Here is a 17,807-nt window from a genome sequence, read left to right as displayed (position 1 = left end):
ATTTGGAGGCTATAGAGTTTCAAGAATTTAGTTTTAGGTATAACAACTTAAAGGAGTATACCTTAAAGAATATAAATCTAAAACTTAATATAGGAGAAAAAATTCTAATAGCTGGTCCAAGTGGTAGTGGAAAATCAACTTTAGCCCATTGTATAAATGGGCTAATTCCTTTTATGTATGAAGGTGAGATAAAAGGAAAGATAATGGTTGATGGAATAGAACCACATAGGAGCAGCTTGCATGATGTAAGTAGATATGTAGGGACAATACTTCAGGATCAAGATGGACAGTTTGTTGGAATAAGTGTTGGAGAAGACGTAGCGTTTTTTTATGAAAACCATAATATACCAAAGGAAGAGATGGTAGAAGGTGTTAGAAAAGTATTAACTGAGGTAGGTATGCTTGACTATATTAATGAGACTCCTCAAAATCTCAGTGGAGGACAAAAGCAAAAGATTTCTATGGCGGGGATACTAACTTCGGACTGTGAGATACTTTTATTTGATGAGCCTTTAGCAAATTTGGACCCTGCAAGTAGCAAAAAGGCAATGAAGAAAATAGCGGATATAAATAATAGAACTAAAAAAACAGTTATAGTTATCGAGCATAGAATAGAAGACGTACTTGAGCAAAACTTTGATAGAGTAATATTGATTGATAATGGAGAAATAAGATATGATGGTACACCGGATGAATTATTAGCACTTGACTTATTGAAAAAGTACGGAATTAGAGAGCCTCTTTATATTGAAGCGATTAAGAAATGCGATGTGAATATCACTGTAGAAGATAAAATTTCATACATAGCCAATACAATTAAATTCAAAGAGGCATTAATAAGGAATTTTGAAGAATATAATATGCAGCAGGAACAAAGACAAAATCGTGAGCTACTAACTATTGAAAATATAAATTTTAAGTATTTTAAGGAGCAACACAATATATTAGAGAATGTTAGTTTTTCAATTAATAAAGGAGAGCTAGTTGCTATATTAGGAAATAATGGGGCAGGAAAATCTACGCTTATGAAGATACTTACTGGGATTGAAAATCAGAAAAAAGGTTCCGTTAAATATCTTGGAAAACCCATAGATAAATGGTCTATTAAGAAAAGAGCTGACATAATAGGCTATGTAATGCAGAATCCCAATCATATGATAACCCAAAATATGATTTTTGATGAAGTAGCTTTCGCACTTAGAAATAGAAAATATGATGAAAAGTCTGTGGAGGAAAAGGTTTTAAAGGTGTTAAAGCTTTGTGGGTTATATAAATACAGAAATTGGCCAGTAGCATCTCTTAGCTATGGGCAGAAAAAAAGAGTAACAATAGCATCAATATTAGCGGTAGAACCTGAAATTATAATTCTTGATGAGCCTACTGCAGGACAAGATTATAGAACTTACAAAGAATTCATGGGATTCATAGAAGAGGTAAAGAGTGCTGGAGTTACAATAATTATGATAACTCATGATATGAATTTATCCTTAGAATATTCTGATAGAGCTATTGTGTTATCTGAGGGAAAGGTTATCGGAGATGGTTCATTATTTTCATTAATTTCAGATGAAGTTTTAGTAAATAAAGCTGATTTGCAACAACCGTCATTATATAAAATGGCAGAAATATTTGATATAAAAGAAAAAGGGGCATTTGTTGCACATTTTATAAAAAAGATGAGGGAGGGCTTTGTTTATGAATAGAAGCGGATCACTTTATATAGAAAAAGAGTCTTTATTTCATAAGCTTGATGGAAGTGTAAAACTGTTAATGTTAATTTTATGGACAATATTCATATTTATGTTTATGGATATTAGGATATTTATTTTAATGTCCTTAATAGGCTTTGCTTTTATAAGTATAGCTAAATTACCGTTAAAAAATATAGCTCCACTTTTAGTATTCATAATAATATTTACTTTCATGAACTCTCTGTTACTCTTTATCATAACTCCGCAATATGGATCAAGCCTAACAGGCAGATATACAGTATTATTAAATTTATTTGGCTATAAATTAACCTATGAAACTTTATTCTACGCTATAACTTTATCTGTGAAATATTTATCTATACTACCTATTACAATAATATTCATATTTACCACTCATCCAAGTAAGTTTGCTAGTAGTCTTAATAGAATAGGAGTATCCTATAAGGTTGCTTATGCTGTTAATATAGCTCTTAGATATATTCCAGATGTAAAGGACGAGGTTAGAAATATAGTCAATGCACAGCAAGCTAGAGGAGTAGCCTTTAAAAGAGGAGATGCCTCAGTTTACAGGATATTAAAAAATTATATAGTAATTTTGATACCATTAATTATATCTTCTTTAAATAGGGTTGAGGTTATATCTAATGCTATGGAGCTTAGAGGCTTTGGCATAAGTAAAAAAAGAACCTGGTATAATAGAGAGCCATTGCACAAGAACGATTTGATTTTTATAGTTTTATCTATTGTACTTGTTATACTTGGTATATTTTTAAAACAAAACTTTTCTATAGGGTTTTGGTACCCGTAGTAGATTGGATTAGAAGTATATAAGTTTAATTAAGGAGAAGATGAAGTTAGATTACTAGCTATTTATTGGCAGCGTGATAGACTGTGTAAGTAAAATAAAAAGGTGATTCAAAATAGTAAGTTAATATTTTGAATCACCTTTTTATTTTTGCATATATTTAGAGAAGTTATTTAAACTTATTTGTTCCCCAAACCCCAGTAAGTATCAAAGCAGAACCTATAAAATGATATATATGAAAGCTTTCTTTTAGTATTAGAACGCCAGCAACTATTGATACAATGGTTGATACATTAGAGAACACTGACATTTTGGAAGCTTGAATCTTTGAAAGGGTAAAGTTAGTTAGGAAGTATGCGATTATAGATGATACTATTCCTAAATATAGTATGGAGATTATAAAAGTAAGACTTTTTAATGGTTCAAAGTATTTATGAATATCCCCGTTTATATATACATCAATTAAGTTCATCACGGTAAAGCAAAGTGCTGCAAAAAACATCATAAAGTAGGTGATTTCAATTGGTGTATAATGCTTGGATACTTTTCTTGATATTATAGTATAAAAACCAGCTGAAGTTACTGCTCCAAGTAATAAAAATATTCCTAAGGGAGAAGTTTCTTGTCCACTAGTACTGCTCATTATGCCAATAAGTGCAACTCCTAGAACTGAAATTATTATAAAAACAACTCTGGTTATAGAAGGAATTTCGTTTAAGATGTAGATTCCCAGCAGGGTAACAGCAATAGGAATTAATGAAAGCATTAACCCTGAAACAGAGGAAGAAGCATTCTTTACTCCATAGGTCTCAAAGATAAAATATACTACTGGTTCAGCTAAACCTAAAACAAGTAATCCTCCAAGTGGTTTATTTCTGTAATCAACTTTTATCACCCTAAATATAATAAACACAGTCATAACTAAAAAGGCTAGTAAAAAACGAAAGGATACAAGCATAAAAGGACTTGCAACCGTAAGTGCCTGTTTTGAAAATAAAAAACTAAGACCAAAAATTATTGAACTTATAGATACTGCAACATAAGGCAGTAGATTATTTTTCTTATCCATTAAATATAATCTCCTTAAATTTTAAATATACATATAAATATATTCACATATATTTGTAAATTATATAAAGGTACACTAGGTGAAAAGTTTGTCTATCTTTAATCCAAGAAGTTATTATATTTTAATAAGTTAGTTATGTCAAACATTGATGCTAATCTCTAAACAATTATTTAGTTTTGGTTGTAAATTGTCTTATTGTAAAAATTACTATATAATACTTAAGTTGAGAGAGGACAACTATTAGATATATGAAAAGATAATATATCTGTAAGGGGGATACAATGAAGAATATTTTAAAAGTTTTTAAGAGAGATATGAAAAGCATAGCCAAAAATCCTATTGCGTTATTAATTGTTGGTGGACTATGTATAATTCCTTCATTATATGCTTGGGTCAACATAAAAGCTTGTTGGGATCCATATGAAAATACAAGCACTATACCAGTAGCAGTAGTAAATAATGATAAGAAGGTAACCTTTAGAGGGAAAGACATCAATATTGGGGATGAGGTTGTTAAGAAACTAAAAGAAAATAAAAAAATAGGGTGGACCTTTGTTAATTCTAAATCTGCAAGTTTAGGGGTGGTTGATGGAACTTATTATGCAGTTATTGAGATTCCAGAAGATTTTTCTTCAAGCTTTCTAAGTGTATTATCAGGTAATCCTAAAAAACCTCAAATTAACTATAAGGTAGATACAAAAGCAAACCCTGTGGCAACTAAGATTACTGGAGTTGCAAAAAATACATTAACTGAAGAAGTGACTTCAAATTTTGTTGAGACAGTAAATGAGACTATCTTTTCATCCCTAAATGATGTAGGTCAAAATGCTGAAAAAAATAAACAAGATATAATAAAATTAAAAGACAATATAATAAATATGAACAAAAATATGGATTTTATCTTAAGTACCCTTCAAAATATTAATACTAGATCTGGAGATCTAAGCAAGTTTATGACAGAGATAAAATCCACACTGCCTTCTATAAGCAGTGGTCTTGATGCTGCAGTACAAAGTAATGAGAATAATAAAAACTTGATAAAGTCTACTCAAAATTCAATGAATAGTTCCTTTGATAATATTAATACTACATTAAATGAATCACAGGCTTCATCGTATAGAATTCAAGCCTCCATAAAAGAATTGAATGCGTCTACTTCTAGTGCTGCAGAGACTCAGACTAATACAATTATTGGGCAAATCACTATGGAGATAAGCAATATAAACAATGGGATTAATTCTGCAATAGATTTCCTTCAAAAAGTGAATGAGGCAAGTCCTAATAGTGAAGTTACTAAAATGATAACATCACTAAAGAATATTCAATCAGCTTTAAATGATGAAAGAGGCAGGCTCGATACAGCAAGAACTCAGTTAAATGAGGCAAATAAGATAAATAAAGATATGGTTGATTCTATAAACAATGGAGCAACTAATATGAATACTCAAATAATAAATGCAACTAAACAATATAACACTAGCACGAGGGCTTCATTAAACAGCATAGCTAATAATCTTATTACTGCTACAAGCGATGCTAATGATTTGTTAAAGTCAGCAAAGGAACTTAACAATCAAATAGATAAGCTTATGAATACTGCAATAGATGGTAGCAATTTAGCAAATAAGGTATCTGGAGATATGAATTACAGGTTGCTTGAGTTTAAAGATACTATAAGAAAGTTAAGTGAGAAGCTTGAGCTAGTAAATAATAATGATTTAGTTCAGATAATAAGTATCCTGCAAAGTAATCCTAAGTTTATGGGAGATTTTGTAGCAGATCCTATAAACTTAAAGGAAGAGGCTATAAATGCAATTCCAAACTATGGTTCTGCAATGGCACCAATATATACAGTATTAGCCCTTTGGGTTGGCTGTTTACTGCTTACGTCCTTATTAAAAACTTCTTCAGCACCTTTTGAAGGAAGTGATGCCATATCCTTGAGAGAAAAACATTTTGGCAAGATGCTGACCTTTGTGACCTTAGCTTCTATTCAGGCCTTTATTGTTTCAGTAGGTAATAAGGTGTTATTAGATGTTTATACAGTAAATACAGCATTGATGATAATCTTTGCTATCGTATCCTCAATAACCTTTGCAATAATAACCTTTACCTTAGTTTCAATACTCGGAAATATAGGTAAGGCAATAGCAATAATATTTATGATAATACAGTTAGCAGGTAGTGGTGGAACATATCCAATTCAAGTGGATCCTATGATTTTTAGAATACTTCAGCCATTATTTCCATTTACCTATAGCGTAGGAGGCTTTAGAGAGGCAATAGCTGGTCCGCTTATAAGCAGTGTAGTGCTTGATTTTACTGTATTAATTATAATTGCAGCAGTATTTATTTTGATAGGTTTCTTTCTTAAAGAACCTTTACATGATAAGATTCACAAATTTGAAACTAGATTTGAGGAATCTGGTATTGGAGAATAAGAGTAGAAGGAGCGAGTTATGGGAAAAGTTTTTAAAGTATTTAAAAGAGATCTAAGAACTATAGTCAAAAATCCTGCAGCTTTAGCTATAGTAATTGGGCTATGTGTATTACCATCTCTTTATGCATGGATAAATATAAAGGCCTGCTGGGATCCGTATGCTAATACAGGGAATCTACCAGTAGCTATAGTAAATAATGATGAAGGTACAACTTTTAATGGTAAAAATATAAATGCAGGAGAGCAGATAGTTACAGAATTAAAGAAAAACAAATCAATTGGTTGGGTCTTTGTAGATCAGTGGCAAGGAAATTATGGGCTTAATGAAGGAAAATATTATGCTCTTATAGAGATACCTTCTGATTTTTCAAAAGGACTTGTAAGCCTTACCACAGTGACACCAAAGAAACCTGATATAGTGTATAGAGTAAACCAGAAGCTAAATGCTATAGCTGCTAAGATTACTAATGCAGCAAAAGATCAAGTAGCAAAAAGTATCAAAAGTAACTTTGTTGATACTGTAAACAAAGAGGCTTTAAAGACTATAAATTCAGTTGGAGAAGAATTTAATGTAAATAAAGCTCAGATAATTCAATTAAAAGACACAGTTTCACAAGCTAGTAGCGATGTAGAAGGGATAAAAAAGTACATAACAGAGGCAAATTCTAATTCAGAGGCGCTTCAGAAGTATTTAGGCGATGTAAAAACTAAATTACCTAAAATAACAGAGCAGATAAATAGTTTGCAAAAGGCTACTGAGGCAAGTAAGGAACTAACAATATCAACTAAACAAAGTATAAATTCACTAGCCTCAACCTTAAACAGCGACATAGGAAGAATTGAAAATATAAATAGCCAAAATCAAGCTCTTTTACAAAAATTGAGGGATATTAATAACGGAACAAGTACAGATAATTTCACCACAATCCTAGGTGAAATGTCCAATATAATGGATTCCTTAGATAAATTGGTAGATGCAGATATTAAAAGTTTAGAGGCATTAAATGAAAGTCATCCTAATAGCCAGATTACTTCACTTATAAACTCATTAAAAACTCTTAAGATTATAATTGGAACAGAAAAAACAAATCTTAATAATTTGAAGTCTTCTATAAATAATGGAGCAACAAAAGATAGCATTAATACATCATTAGATCAGATATCTAAGGTAAGTAATGAATTAACAAATCAGGTTGTTAGTATCTCAAACAGTTTTTATTCCAGTGCAATTGGAGTTATGAATGCTATTGCTGATGGGATGACAGCAAATCTAGATAATATAAATTCAGTCTTAGAATCTACAAAGGTTATAGTACCTCAATTAGATGCTTTAGCCAATTTTGGCATAGCTAGCAGCAAAGCGACGGTTGATCAAGCAAATGATCTTAATAGCAAACTTTCATCGCTTCAGATAGAATTGAATAAATTAAGTGATAAAATGAAGGATCTAAATAATGATAATATTGATCAAATAATTAAACTAATGAAGATGAATCCAGATGAGATAGCTGGTTTTATATCGTCTCCAATAGATGTAAAAGAAATAGAGGTATACGATGCTGGAATTTTTGGAATAGGGCTTACTCCATTTTATACAGTACTTGCAATATGGGTTGGAGCTTTGCTATTATCATCATTACTAACTGTAGAAGCAAAAGATTTTGAAGCTGAAGAAAAGATGAATCTGGTGCAGAAACATTTTGGGAAGATGCTACTTTTTCTTATGATTTCTATGATTCAAGCAGTAATAGTAACTTTGGGAGATAAATATATATTAGGTGTTAATGCAGTAGACATGAGATTAATGATTATATTTGCACTACTTTCTGCAGTAACCTTTACTATAATAATTTTTACTTTAGTCTCTATCTTTGGAAATGTAGGTAAAGCTGTAGCAGTAGTAATAATGGTATTTCAAATTGCTGGTGCTGGAGGTATATATCCTATACAAACTAATCCGAAAATATTTGGCGTATTGCAGCCTTTATGGCCTTTTACCTATGCAATAAATGGATTTAGAGAAGCCATAGCAGGCCCAGTTTGGGATGCAGTTTATAAAAATTTCAGTGCATTAGCTATGTTTGCTCTAATTTTTCTAATGCTTGTGATACTTAAAAAGCCATTTCATAAACTAACTGAATTTATGGAGCACAAATTTAAAGAAGCAGGTATTTAAAAAAAGCCATTATCATGTTCTTGTAAAGCTTTATGCAATTATATGAACTGATAGTGGTTTTTTGTGTTATTATAATTTATAGTGAAGTATAAGGAAAATTAATACTAGATTTGTTAGATTTAACTACTAATTTTATTTAGGTAACCAGTTGGATATTAATAGAGCTATTATTAAATTTGAGGATAGTGGGATATAATTTTTAAATATATAAAATTATATTAAAATACAATCGATAATATAAAAAAGACTATGGAGGGGAAATAGTTGCATTTACTAAAACCATCGATTAGATTAATGGGAAACCTAACTTATATAAAAAAATTTGCCTTAATATTTGCAATAATTCTTTTGCCCATGTCTATAATGATGGGAATGTTTATACTGCAAATAAGTAAGCAGCTGGATTATGCAAAAAAACAAAAAATAGGCTTAGAGTACAATATAGCTTTAAACAACCTCACTACGGATATCCAAAAACATAGAGGGTTAGTTACGGTTTTTCTAAGCGGAGATGCAGATTTTCAGAGATTCATAGAAAAAAATGAAGATAATATAAATCTTGATATAGAAAAGATATTAGAACTAAACAAACGGTATGACCCACAGCTAAAGGTTCAGGATAAATGGAACTTGTTGGATAAGGAATGGATTGAGGTAAAGAATAACTTAAATTTTTCACCGTTAGAAAAATCCTTTGAAGAGCATACAAAATTAATTGGAGACATAAATGATTTAGTTCAGTATGTTGCAGATATTTCAGAGTTAAGGATACAAAGTAAGATAGAGAACTATTATTTAGCTGATAACTTAATAAATGTACTCCCTCAGATAACAGAACAAATGGGAGAGGTAAGAGCAATTGGGACTAGATCTGTAGCAAAGAAAAGTTTAACGGCGTATGATAGAGAGTCACTAGAATTTATAACTAAGCTTATAAAGCAGGAACTAAAAGATACTGAAAAAAGCATGCAGATAATATCAAATCACACATCAAATAAGGAATTTGTAGAACAATATTATAAAGAAGCTGTAGAGGGTGCTGAAGAGTTTATTTATAGTCTAAATAATAATCTGCTTTCTACAAAGAATATAACAATTGACGCTGAAAGTTATTTTAGTTATGCAACAGATATGCTTGGAAGGATTGATAAATTATCATTAACTGAGGCTAGTATGCTTCAAATTGACTATAACGAACAAATAAAACAATTAGAATTAAGTAGAAATATAATAACACTCATAATTTTTACTATTTTGTTTTTCATAATTTATCTTTTTGTAGGTTTCTATAAGTCTATCTTAGGAAGTATTTTATCTATAAAATCAGCTGCGGGAAGAATAGCAAAGGGGGATTTATCTGGTAGAATACAACTAGAATGCAAGGATGAAGTAAAGGAGATAGGGGATTCTGTAAATAAGATGCTGGATAAACTCATTGACAATTATTACGAAGTTGAAAAGGCAAGAGCTTTATCGGAAAAGGTAGCTAATCATGATTGGCTAACTGGGGTACCAAATAGGGCTTTTTTTATGAAAAAACTGCAAGAGACCATAGAAGAATGCAGAGAGGTAGATGGCAAGTTCACTCTTTTATTTTTAGATTTGGATAGATTTAAATGGATTAATGACAATTTAGGTCATCAAATAGGAGATATAGTTCTAAAAGAAATTGCTAAGAGATTGGTGGAAACAGTAAACAAGAAAGGAATTGTGTGTAGATTAGGCGGAGATGAGTTTACAATAATTCTAAAAGGCATTTTTCAAATAGAAGATGTTAAGGAATATATTAATATGATAGAGGAATCCATTGAACAACCTTTAAGCTTAAGTGATGATAGATGCAGTGTAGGAGCAAGTATAGGGTATGTAACATATCCTAATGAAGGAAAGGAACTTGATGAGCTTATAAGTAAGGCAGATACAGCAATGTATTTAGTGAAAAAAGAAAAGAAAGTTAGAGCTAGAGATTAATAACAGGTAAGGTGATATAATGGATTACAATCTAATGTTAGATCAACTACTTAAGCTTCTTTTAGCTTCTTTTTGTGGCATACTCGTGGGTTGGGAAAGAAAAAGTAGAATGAAGGAAGCGGGAATAAGAACTCATTTCATTGTTGCCCTTGGGGCTGCATTGATGATGATAATTTCAAAATATGGCTTTCAAGATCAGGCTGAGCTTTTAAAAGTACCAATTGATCCAACCAGAATAGCTGCACAGATTGTCAGTGGAGTTGGTTTCTTAGGTGCTGGAGCAATATTTATGCAAAAAAATACTATTAGGGGGCTTACCACTGCTGCAGGTATATGGGTAACAGCAGGTATCGGAATGGCTGTTGGTGCTGGAATATATTCCGTTGGATTTGCTGCTACAATTATAATTATAATAGGTCAGACAGTTCTTCATAGAGACTATAAATGGTTGTCATCTCCCAAAGTAGCACAGATTAATATAACAGCTGTAAATCATGAAAAAGTGGTAAAAGATATAAATGAAAGATTGAAGAATAACGGAATTAATATCTTAAAGATTAAGATATTAAAAAGACATGAAGATGAATTGATAGATTTAAAAATAGTAGTTAAAATTAATGCATCTGTTACTCCTATTGATATAGTTGATATTATAGAAAGTGATAAAAATGTAAGATCGGTAGAAGTATAAAACAGTAAGAAAAATTACCTATATTTAAGAATTTTATCTTTTTCTTAAAAATATAGGTGTTTGCTATAGAAATAAATTTATTTTTTAAGTAATATTAAAGAGGCAGAGCTTTTAATACGTAAAATTAGTGTTTATCTTTATTGAAAAGACTAATTTGTGGGAGGAGACAAGTAATGAATTATTTTGAAGAAAGCCTAAAGGTACACGAAGAGAATAGGGGAAAGATAGAAGTTATATCCAAACTAAAGGTTGAAACAAGAGACGAACTAAGTATTGCTTATACTCCAGGAGTAGCTGAGCCTTGTAAAAAAATTCATGAAAATAAAGATGATGTATACAAATATACTGCGAAAGGAAACCTAGTTGCAGTTGTAACTGATGGAACGGCTGTGTTAGGACTTGGAGATATAGGACCAGAAGCGGGACTTCCAGTTATGGAAGGGAAAGCTATTCTTTTTAAAGAATTTGCAGGAGTTGATGCATTTCCTATAGCACTAGATTCTAAAGATCCTGATGATATTGTTAAGACGGTGAAGCTTATTGCTCCAGGTTTTGGTGGAATTAATCTGGAAGATATATCTGCTCCAAGATGTTTTGAGATAGAGGAAAGATTGAAAAAGGAATTGGATATTCCAGTTTTTCATGATGACCAGCATGGAACAGCTGTAGTTGTTTTATCTGGAGTAATAAATGCGTTGAAAATAGTGAAAAAAAATATAGAGGATATAAAGGTAGTAGTAAATGGGGCTGGTGCTGCTGGAACAGCAATAGCTAAATTATTATTGTCACTTGGTGTTAAAAACCTTATAGCTTGTGATAAAGTTGGTATTTTATATGACGGAATAGAAAACGTAGATGATGCTAAAAAAGCTTTAGCAAAGATATCTAATCCTGATAAAATACAAGGAAGTTTATCTGATGCATTAGTAGCTGCAGATGTATTTATAGGGGTATCTGCTCCAGGCATATTAAAGCCAGAAATGATAAAACGTATGAATAAGGATGCCATAGTTTTTGCAATGGCAAATCCTATACCTGAGATTATGCCAGATGAAGCTAGGGAAGCTGGAATAAAGGTTATAGGAACTGGAAGATCAGACTTTCCAAATCAAATCAATAATGTTTTAGCTTTTCCAGGTATTTTTAGAGGGGCTCTAGATGTGAGAGCGAAAGAGATAAATGAAGAAATGAAGATTGCAGCTGCTTATGCTATTGCAAACTTTGTTAAGGAAGAGGATTTATCTCCAGATAATGTAATTCCAAGTGCTTTGGATAAGGGAATAGCAAAAGTAGTTGCAGAAGCTGTTGCTAAGGCAGCAAGGGAAACTGGAGTTGCTAGAATTTAGAAAACAATATTGAATAAGATAAACTGTAGAAAAATAAAAGAATTAAAAGATATGTCTGATCAATTTGGGCATATTTTTTTATTATAGTAAGTTGGGGGTTAGATATATGACAAAGAAAATTTTGGTACTAGATACTACCTTGAGAGATGGTGAACAAGTTCAAGGTGTGAAGCTTAATCTGTATGAAAAATTAAAAATAGCTGATCAGCTAAAGAATTTAAATGTAGATATAATAGATGCAGGTTTTCCGGCAAGTTCTACTCAAGAATTTAAGACAGTAGAGACCATTTCAAAGAAACTTGGTAGCCACACATCAATATCTGCAATAGCAAGAGCTGTAAGAGAAGATATAGATCTGGCGTATAAATGCTTAAAGTACGCAGAAAATCCTTTGATTCATATATCTTTAGGAGTTTCAGATATACACATTAATAAGAAGCTTAGAAAAACTAGAGAGCAGATATTGCTACAAAGTGAAGAGGCTATAAAGTATGCAAAGAAATTTTGTGATGACGTACAATTTTCTTTTGAAGACTCAATAAGAGCAGATTTTGATTATCTATGGAACAGTATAGAAAATGCAGTAAAAGCAGGTGCTACAGTAATCAATATAGCAGATACAGTTGGTTATGGAGTTCCAGAGGAATTCGGTCAGTTGATAAATAAAATAAATTACCGATTAAAAAATCTAAATGATAGCATTATCTTGAGCGTACACTGCCATAATGATATGGGGCTGGCCACTGCAAACACTTTAGCGGCTATAAAAAATGGTGCGGACAAGATAGAGGGAACTATAAATGGTGTAGGAGAAAGAGCTGGTAATGCTGCCATAGAAGAAATAGCTATGTCACTAAAGGTACGTGAAGATTATTATAAAGCTCATACTAACCTAATAACTACAGAAATTAAGAAAACTTCTAGTCTTGTAAGTTATATTATGGGATTAGATGTTTCAGCAAATAAGCCTATTGTGGGAGCAAATTCCTTTAAACACTCTTCCGGTATACATAAGGCAGGTGCGATAAAGAGTAGAGATGTGTATGAAATCATTCATCCAGAAGACATAGGAAGAGAAGACTCAGATATAATCTTGACCATGCATTCTGGAAAAAGTGAACTTAGAGATGCGCTCATAAAGATGGGATTTGAAAAGTTTACTGATGAAGAATTTAATCATATATTTGATAAGTTCCAAGAAATAGTAGAATTAAAGAAAGAAGTATACGACTATGATATTTACTTTCTTATAGAAGACATTGTTGATTTAAATACTGATTTAGGCGATGAAATAATTGAGAAGCGTAAAAATCTTTATGAGCTTGTAGATCTTCAGGTAATAAGTAATAGTATTTTTCCCTCCGCCAGTGTTAAGCTTAAGAGAGGAGACAAGATTTACAAAAAGAGTAGTATAGGTAACGGTGCAGTAGATGCTTTATATACAGCTATAAAAGAAGTTGCTGAGCTTGATGTAGATTTAAAAGAGTATAAAATAAGCAGTATTTCAAGAGGTAAAGAAGCACTTGGAAAGGTGACGATTAACCTAAGTCATAATAAGAAAAATTATATTTCTAGAGCTATAGATACAGATATAATAAAAGCTAGTGCAATGGCTTTTATTAATGCACTAAATAATATTCTAATGGACAAAATAAAATATAATTAGAGTGTATGGAAAGTTTTAAAAAATAGTGTATAATTTATTAGGGAACAAATGTTTTTGGAGATGTTATGAAATGTATACTATTATTGATTTATTGGAAAAGTTAATTGTTATAGAAAAAAATTCGGAAGAAGGATATCTAATACTAGCTAGTAATGAGGACATTAACGAAAGAGTAAGGATATTAGCAAGAGTTTTCGCTAAAAAGCATGGAAGACATTCTGAAAGATACAAAGAGATGAAGAGTAAAATTAATGGGAACAAGGAAATAGAGATAGATTTCTTCACCTATGATAAAGCTGCTAAGCTTATTTATGAATTTATAAGCTTAAAAAAGAGTAATCTGCATTGTACTAGGACTAAAGATGTTTTAGATATCGCATTGAAATTTCAAAAGGAACAATTATCTCTAGTTTTAAGCATAAGAGGTCTCTTAGTAAAATCACAAGCTGATATAGGGACTGAGAACTATAAGATACTTACTAGTATAATAGAAGAAGAAAAACAACATATAAAAGATTTAGAAAACCTTCGAAATAAAGCGATTGAAAAATAAGTAGAAGCATCGATTCATTTAATATTGTGGATGATGCTTCTACTTATTTTTTTGAGCTGATAAAGCACCGTATTGAAATTATGGGATTAAATATATTTAAATTTAAAATCCTAAAAAGTAAATAATTTAATGTATGAATTTAGCGCTACTTCTGAAGTTGTGGATAAGGTTAAGGTAATAGAGGATAGTATTTTAAAAAGTAGAGAAAGCGCAGAAGGTCTTAGAGATATAGTATCAAGATTTAGATTATAATATAGCTTAAGTTTAAGTAAATCTTGAGCTAAGGCAGAATTATGAAAAGTTATTTTTTAAAATAATAAAAAACTGACATATTAAATAATAATGTACTTGTTTTAAATTATATATTTTTAAGATGTAGCAATTATTTCTTTAAATTTGTATAAATATTACAAAAGTGTGAACTAGATGTGAATTGGCGTTTACAACTGCTTACAAATAATGTATAATAACTTTAATATGAGAGTGTATCTAGGGTTCCGGTGTAACTACGTCTGGTCCGAGCGATACAGGATTTTTTCTACACTTTTAGGATAAAAGCCTAAAGGACGAGTCTCAAGATGAGATTTGTCTTTTGGGCTTTTTTTTGTTTTTTAAACATCAATATAAGGAGATGGTATATGTGGAAATAATTACAGTAAGGAACTTGTACAAAAAGTTCAAGGTGAAAACTAAGGCACCAGGATTAAGAGGAAGTTTAAATTCTATTATTTCACCAAAATACAGAGAGGTTGAAGCGGTAAGAGATGTATCTTTTACTGTGGAAAAGGGTGAAATACTAGCCTTTATTGGGCCAAACGGAGCAGGAAAATCCACTACTATAAAAATGATGACAGGAATACTTCATCCAACTGATGGGCATATAGAGGTTGCAGGTATGAATCCTGCAAAAGAGCGAAAGCGGTTAAGCTATCAGATAGGAACTGTATTCGGACAAAAGTCGCAATTGTGGTTTCATTTACCTCCAATAGATAGCTTTAATTTACTGGGAAATATTTATGATATGGATAAAAATAAATTGAAAAAAAGAATAAATTTTCTTAAAGAGATCTTTGAGATAGAGGAGCTTATGGATATTCCAGTTAGAAAGCTTTCCTTAGGTCAGAGGATAAGGTGTGAGATTGCTGCTTCCATACTACATGAGCCAGATATAATATTTTTGGATGAGCCAACAATAGGATTAGATGTAGTAGTAAAGCAAAATATAAGGGATCTAATTCTTAGATTAAATAGTGAAGAAAAGACAACCATATTTTTGACTTCCCATGATTCAGGTGATATAGAGCAGTTATGCAAAAGAGCAATAATAATAAATCATGGAGAGATAGTTTTAAATGAAAGTATAAAAGATCTTAAACATAACTATCTAAACAAGAAAGTTATAGATATAAAATACGATTGCCATATTGATTTGCTTCAGGAGGAATTTAATGTAATTAAGAAAAAGGATAGTGCTTTAAAGGTAGAGGTGGACACTTCAAACCAAGATATTGAGGCTGTTTTAAATTGTTTAATCAATAAAGGTAAGGTAAAGGATATAACCATATCAGACCCTCCATTAGAAGACATAATATCACATATATATAAAGCTAATAGGAAGGGGGATGGGTATGCGGTTAATTCGTAAATATCTTCAGATTTCAAAGATAAATATGTCTAATAATCTGGTTTATTTTTGGAACTTTATAAGTAAAAATTTATTTTTTGTATTTATAATGTTTATATATTTGATGCTTTGGAAGAATATTTATGGCAGCAAAGGCAATTTAATAGCAGGCTTTAGTTTAAATCAAATGATATGGTACTTGATATTTACAGAACTTGTAACCTTATCACGAACGGATATTCATCTACAAGTAAATGATGATGTAAAGACCGGTAATATAGCCTATCTTTTAAATAAGCCTTATAATTACATTGCATATTGTTTTTCATATTTTGTGGGGGAATTAGGAATTAAACTATTAACAAATGCTATTATAGGAGTAATAATAGGAGTAATATATGTAGGTCCACTTAATAGTTTTAACTTAATTACTTTACCTTTTATATTCATATCATTGGTAGTGGGATGTATAATAAACTTTTTTATTTATATAACTATTGCGCTAACCTCATTTTGGTTTGAAGATAATAATGCTTTCTTTTGGATTTATTCAAAACTTATCTTTACATTAGGGGGAATGCTTATGCCTATAGAACTTTTCCCTAAATGGCTAAAGAATATCTCTAATTTTCTTCCTTTTTCCTACGTAACTTATGTACCTGCAAAATTAGCAGTTAATTTTTCTTTTTATGATTTTTCAAGGCAGTTTATGATTCAACTTCTATACCTTTGTATATTTATTTTGCTGTCAGCGACAATGTATAGAAAGGGGGCAAGGAATTTAAATGTTAATGGAGGTTAGAAAATCAATAAAATTAATATTATATTACTTTAAATTCAACTTATCTGCTGTTATGGAGTATAGAGTAAGTTTTCTAGTACAAGTATTTGGAATGATACTAAATAATTCTGCGTTTATATTTTTCTGGTGGGTATTGTTTAAAAATGTAAATTCTATAGGAGGCTACGGATTTAAGGATGTTATGATGCTTTGGTCTATAATGTCCACTAGTTTTGGTGTAAGTTTTTTAGTTTTTGGTAATGTAGGAAATATAACAAAAATGATACTAAATGGAGAATTAGATACTTATCTTCTTCAACCTAAGGATGCTCTAATAAATATACTTTGTTCTAAAACAATAGTTTCAGCATGGGGAGATACTCTTTATGGAGTAATATTATTTATTATCATGAATGGGTTTCATATTAAAAGTTTTATGTTGTTTATACTATTTTGCATTACAGGAGCACTTATATTTGCATCAGTACTTATAACCTGTCATAGTTTTAGTTTCTATGCGGGAAATTTAGAAAGTTTAGCTCAGCTTGTGACTGAATTTATGATTAGTTTTGCAATATATCCAGAAGGAATATTTAAAGGTGCGGTAAAGTATGTACTTTATACAGCTATACCAACGGTATTTATGGTTTATATTCCGGCAGAGATTGTAATAAATTTTTCATTAATAAAAGCATTAGAAGTTTTAGCAGTTACTGTAGTGTGGATAATTATTGCCTACGCAGCGTTCTATAAAGGACTGAAAAAGTATGAATCTGGTAACTTGATAATAAATAAGCTATAAAAAGTGTAAGCTTTCACAAAGAAACATAGAACTTGGAGATGTTAAAGAACCAGGGTGAAATTGAATGGTTATACATCCGATGCTTTAATGAGGCTTCGCAAAGAAATAATATAATTTTGTCATATTACATGGCGTATGGGTGGTATTTGTATTTAAAAGACTGACTTTACA

The 17,807-nt window shown here is 30.9% G+C and carries 14 protein-coding genes; 13 read left to right on the top strand and 1 reads right to left on the bottom strand.

All coding sequences use genetic code 11. From position 1 onward, the window contains the following. The first annotated feature begins 2 nt into the window (after positions 1 to 2). Both J3477_RS07740 and J3477_RS07735 read left to right on the top strand, forming a co-directional pair. Positions 3 to 1,703, top strand: coding sequence for an ABC transporter ATP-binding protein (locus J3477_RS07740; protein WP_206869146.1), 1,701 nt, complete (start codon positions 3 to 5; stop codon positions 1,701 to 1,703). After that, positions 1,696 to 2,520, top strand: coding sequence for an energy-coupling factor transporter transmembrane component T family protein (locus J3477_RS07735; RefSeq protein WP_206869145.1), 825 nt, complete (start codon positions 1,696 to 1,698; stop codon positions 2,518 to 2,520). The genes J3477_RS07740 and J3477_RS07735 overlap by 8 nt, the downstream gene beginning before the upstream one ends. Positions 2,521 to 2,686: 166 nt before the next feature. Here the strand turns inward: J3477_RS07735 and J3477_RS07730 are convergent, their stop codons facing one another. Next, complete coding sequence (locus J3477_RS07730; protein WP_206869144.1) at positions 2,687 to 3,586, bottom strand: DMT family transporter; 900 nt, start codon at positions 3,584 to 3,586, stop codon at positions 2,687 to 2,689. A 281-nt stretch (positions 3,587 to 3,867) separates the two neighbouring features. Here J3477_RS07730 and J3477_RS07725 point away from each other — a divergent pair, with 281 nt between their 5' ends. The 11 genes from J3477_RS07725 to J3477_RS07680 all read left to right on the top strand — a co-directional run bounded on the left by J3477_RS07725 (position 3,868) and on the right by J3477_RS07680 (position 17,636). Further along, positions 3,868 to 6,027, top strand: coding sequence for a YhgE/Pip domain-containing protein (locus J3477_RS07725; RefSeq protein ID WP_206869143.1), 2,160 nt, complete (start codon positions 3,868 to 3,870; stop codon positions 6,025 to 6,027). Positions 6,028 to 6,045: 18 nt separating this feature from the next. Next, complete coding sequence (locus tag J3477_RS07720; RefSeq protein ID WP_206869142.1) at positions 6,046 to 8,202, top strand: YhgE/Pip domain-containing protein; 2,157 nt, start codon at positions 6,046 to 6,048, stop codon at positions 8,200 to 8,202. A gap of 264 nt (positions 8,203 to 8,466) precedes the next feature. Then, complete coding sequence (locus J3477_RS07715; protein WP_206869141.1) at positions 8,467 to 10,173, top strand: diguanylate cyclase domain-containing protein; 1,707 nt, start codon at positions 8,467 to 8,469, stop codon at positions 10,171 to 10,173. Between the two features lie 19 nt (positions 10,174 to 10,192). Beyond that, positions 10,193 to 10,864 carry an MgtC/SapB family protein gene (locus J3477_RS07710; RefSeq protein ID WP_206869140.1) on the top strand — a complete coding sequence of 224 codons (672 nt, stop codon included), beginning with the start codon at positions 10,193 to 10,195 and terminating at the stop codon, positions 10,862 to 10,864. Positions 10,865 to 11,037: 173 nt separating this feature from the next. Continuing rightward, positions 11,038 to 12,210 (top strand): NAD(P)-dependent malic enzyme, encoded by a 1,173-nt coding sequence (locus J3477_RS07705; protein WP_206869138.1) that lies wholly within the window; start codon positions 11,038 to 11,040, stop codon positions 12,208 to 12,210. A gap of 106 nt (positions 12,211 to 12,316) precedes the next feature. Then, a complete protein-coding gene (locus J3477_RS07700; protein WP_206869137.1) occupies positions 12,317 to 13,876 on the top strand; it encodes a 2-isopropylmalate synthase in 1,560 nt (519 codons plus the stop codon). A gap of 70 nt (positions 13,877 to 13,946) precedes the next feature. Then, positions 13,947 to 14,429, top strand: coding sequence for a hypothetical protein (locus J3477_RS07695; RefSeq protein WP_206869136.1), 483 nt, complete (start codon positions 13,947 to 13,949; stop codon positions 14,427 to 14,429). A 129-nt stretch (positions 14,430 to 14,558) separates the two neighbouring features. Then, positions 14,559 to 14,681 (top strand): hypothetical protein, encoded by a 123-nt coding sequence (locus J3477_RS26280; protein ID WP_284691985.1) that lies wholly within the window; start codon positions 14,559 to 14,561, stop codon positions 14,679 to 14,681. 388 nt (positions 14,682 to 15,069) lie between these two features. Further along, on the top strand, positions 15,070 to 16,074 hold the full coding sequence (locus J3477_RS07690; protein ID WP_206869135.1) for an ABC transporter ATP-binding protein: 1,005 nt from the start codon (positions 15,070 to 15,072) through the stop codon (positions 16,072 to 16,074). After that, positions 16,058 to 16,855: an ABC transporter permease gene (locus J3477_RS07685; protein ID WP_206869134.1), complete on the top strand. Its 798-nt coding sequence runs from the start codon at positions 16,058 to 16,060 to the stop codon at positions 16,853 to 16,855. The genes J3477_RS07690 and J3477_RS07685 overlap by 17 nt, the downstream gene beginning before the upstream one ends. Next, positions 16,839 to 17,636 (top strand): ABC transporter permease, encoded by a 798-nt coding sequence (locus tag J3477_RS07680; RefSeq protein ID WP_206869133.1) that lies wholly within the window; start codon positions 16,839 to 16,841, stop codon positions 17,634 to 17,636. Before J3477_RS07685 ends, J3477_RS07680 begins: the two co-directional genes overlap by 17 nt. Positions 17,637 to 17,807: the final 171 nt, after the last annotated feature.

This window comes from Clostridium zeae (assembly GCF_017312485.1).
Classification (GTDB): Bacteria; Bacillota; Clostridia; order Clostridiales; family Clostridiaceae; genus Clostridium_AR; species Clostridium_AR zeae.
Note: the sequence above shows the minus strand (reverse complement) of the source record. Positions and strands in the feature narration are given on the sequence as shown.

Bases quoted from the DNA above. Each gene is read 5' to 3' on its own strand.
- J3477_RS07710 (WP_206869140.1), top strand. From the start codon at position 10,193: ATGGATTACAATCTAATGTTAGATCAACTACTTAAGCTTCTTTTAGCT.
- J3477_RS07680 (WP_206869133.1), top strand. From the start codon at position 16,839: ATGTTAATGGAGGTTAGAAAATCAATAAAATTAATATTATATTACTTT.
- J3477_RS07735 (WP_206869145.1), top strand. From the start codon at position 1,696: ATGAATAGAAGCGGATCACTTTATATAGAAAAAGAGTCTTTATTTCAT.
- J3477_RS26280 (WP_284691985.1), top strand. From the start codon at position 14,559: ATGTATGAATTTAGCGCTACTTCTGAAGTTGTGGATAAGGTTAAGGTA.
- J3477_RS07700 (WP_206869137.1), top strand. From the start codon at position 12,317: ATGACAAAGAAAATTTTGGTACTAGATACTACCTTGAGAGATGGTGAA.
- J3477_RS07705 (WP_206869138.1), top strand. From the start codon at position 11,038: ATGAATTATTTTGAAGAAAGCCTAAAGGTACACGAAGAGAATAGGGGA.
- J3477_RS07725 (WP_206869143.1), top strand. From the start codon at position 3,868: ATGAAGAATATTTTAAAAGTTTTTAAGAGAGATATGAAAAGCATAGCC.
- J3477_RS07730 (WP_206869144.1), bottom strand. From the start codon at position 3,586: ATGGATAAGAAAAATAATCTACTGCCTTATGTTGCAGTATCTATAAGT.
- J3477_RS07695 (WP_206869136.1), top strand. From the start codon at position 13,947: ATGTATACTATTATTGATTTATTGGAAAAGTTAATTGTTATAGAAAAA.
- J3477_RS07685 (WP_206869134.1), top strand. From the start codon at position 16,058: ATGCGGTTAATTCGTAAATATCTTCAGATTTCAAAGATAAATATGTCT.
- J3477_RS07720 (WP_206869142.1), top strand. From the start codon at position 6,046: ATGGGAAAAGTTTTTAAAGTATTTAAAAGAGATCTAAGAACTATAGTC.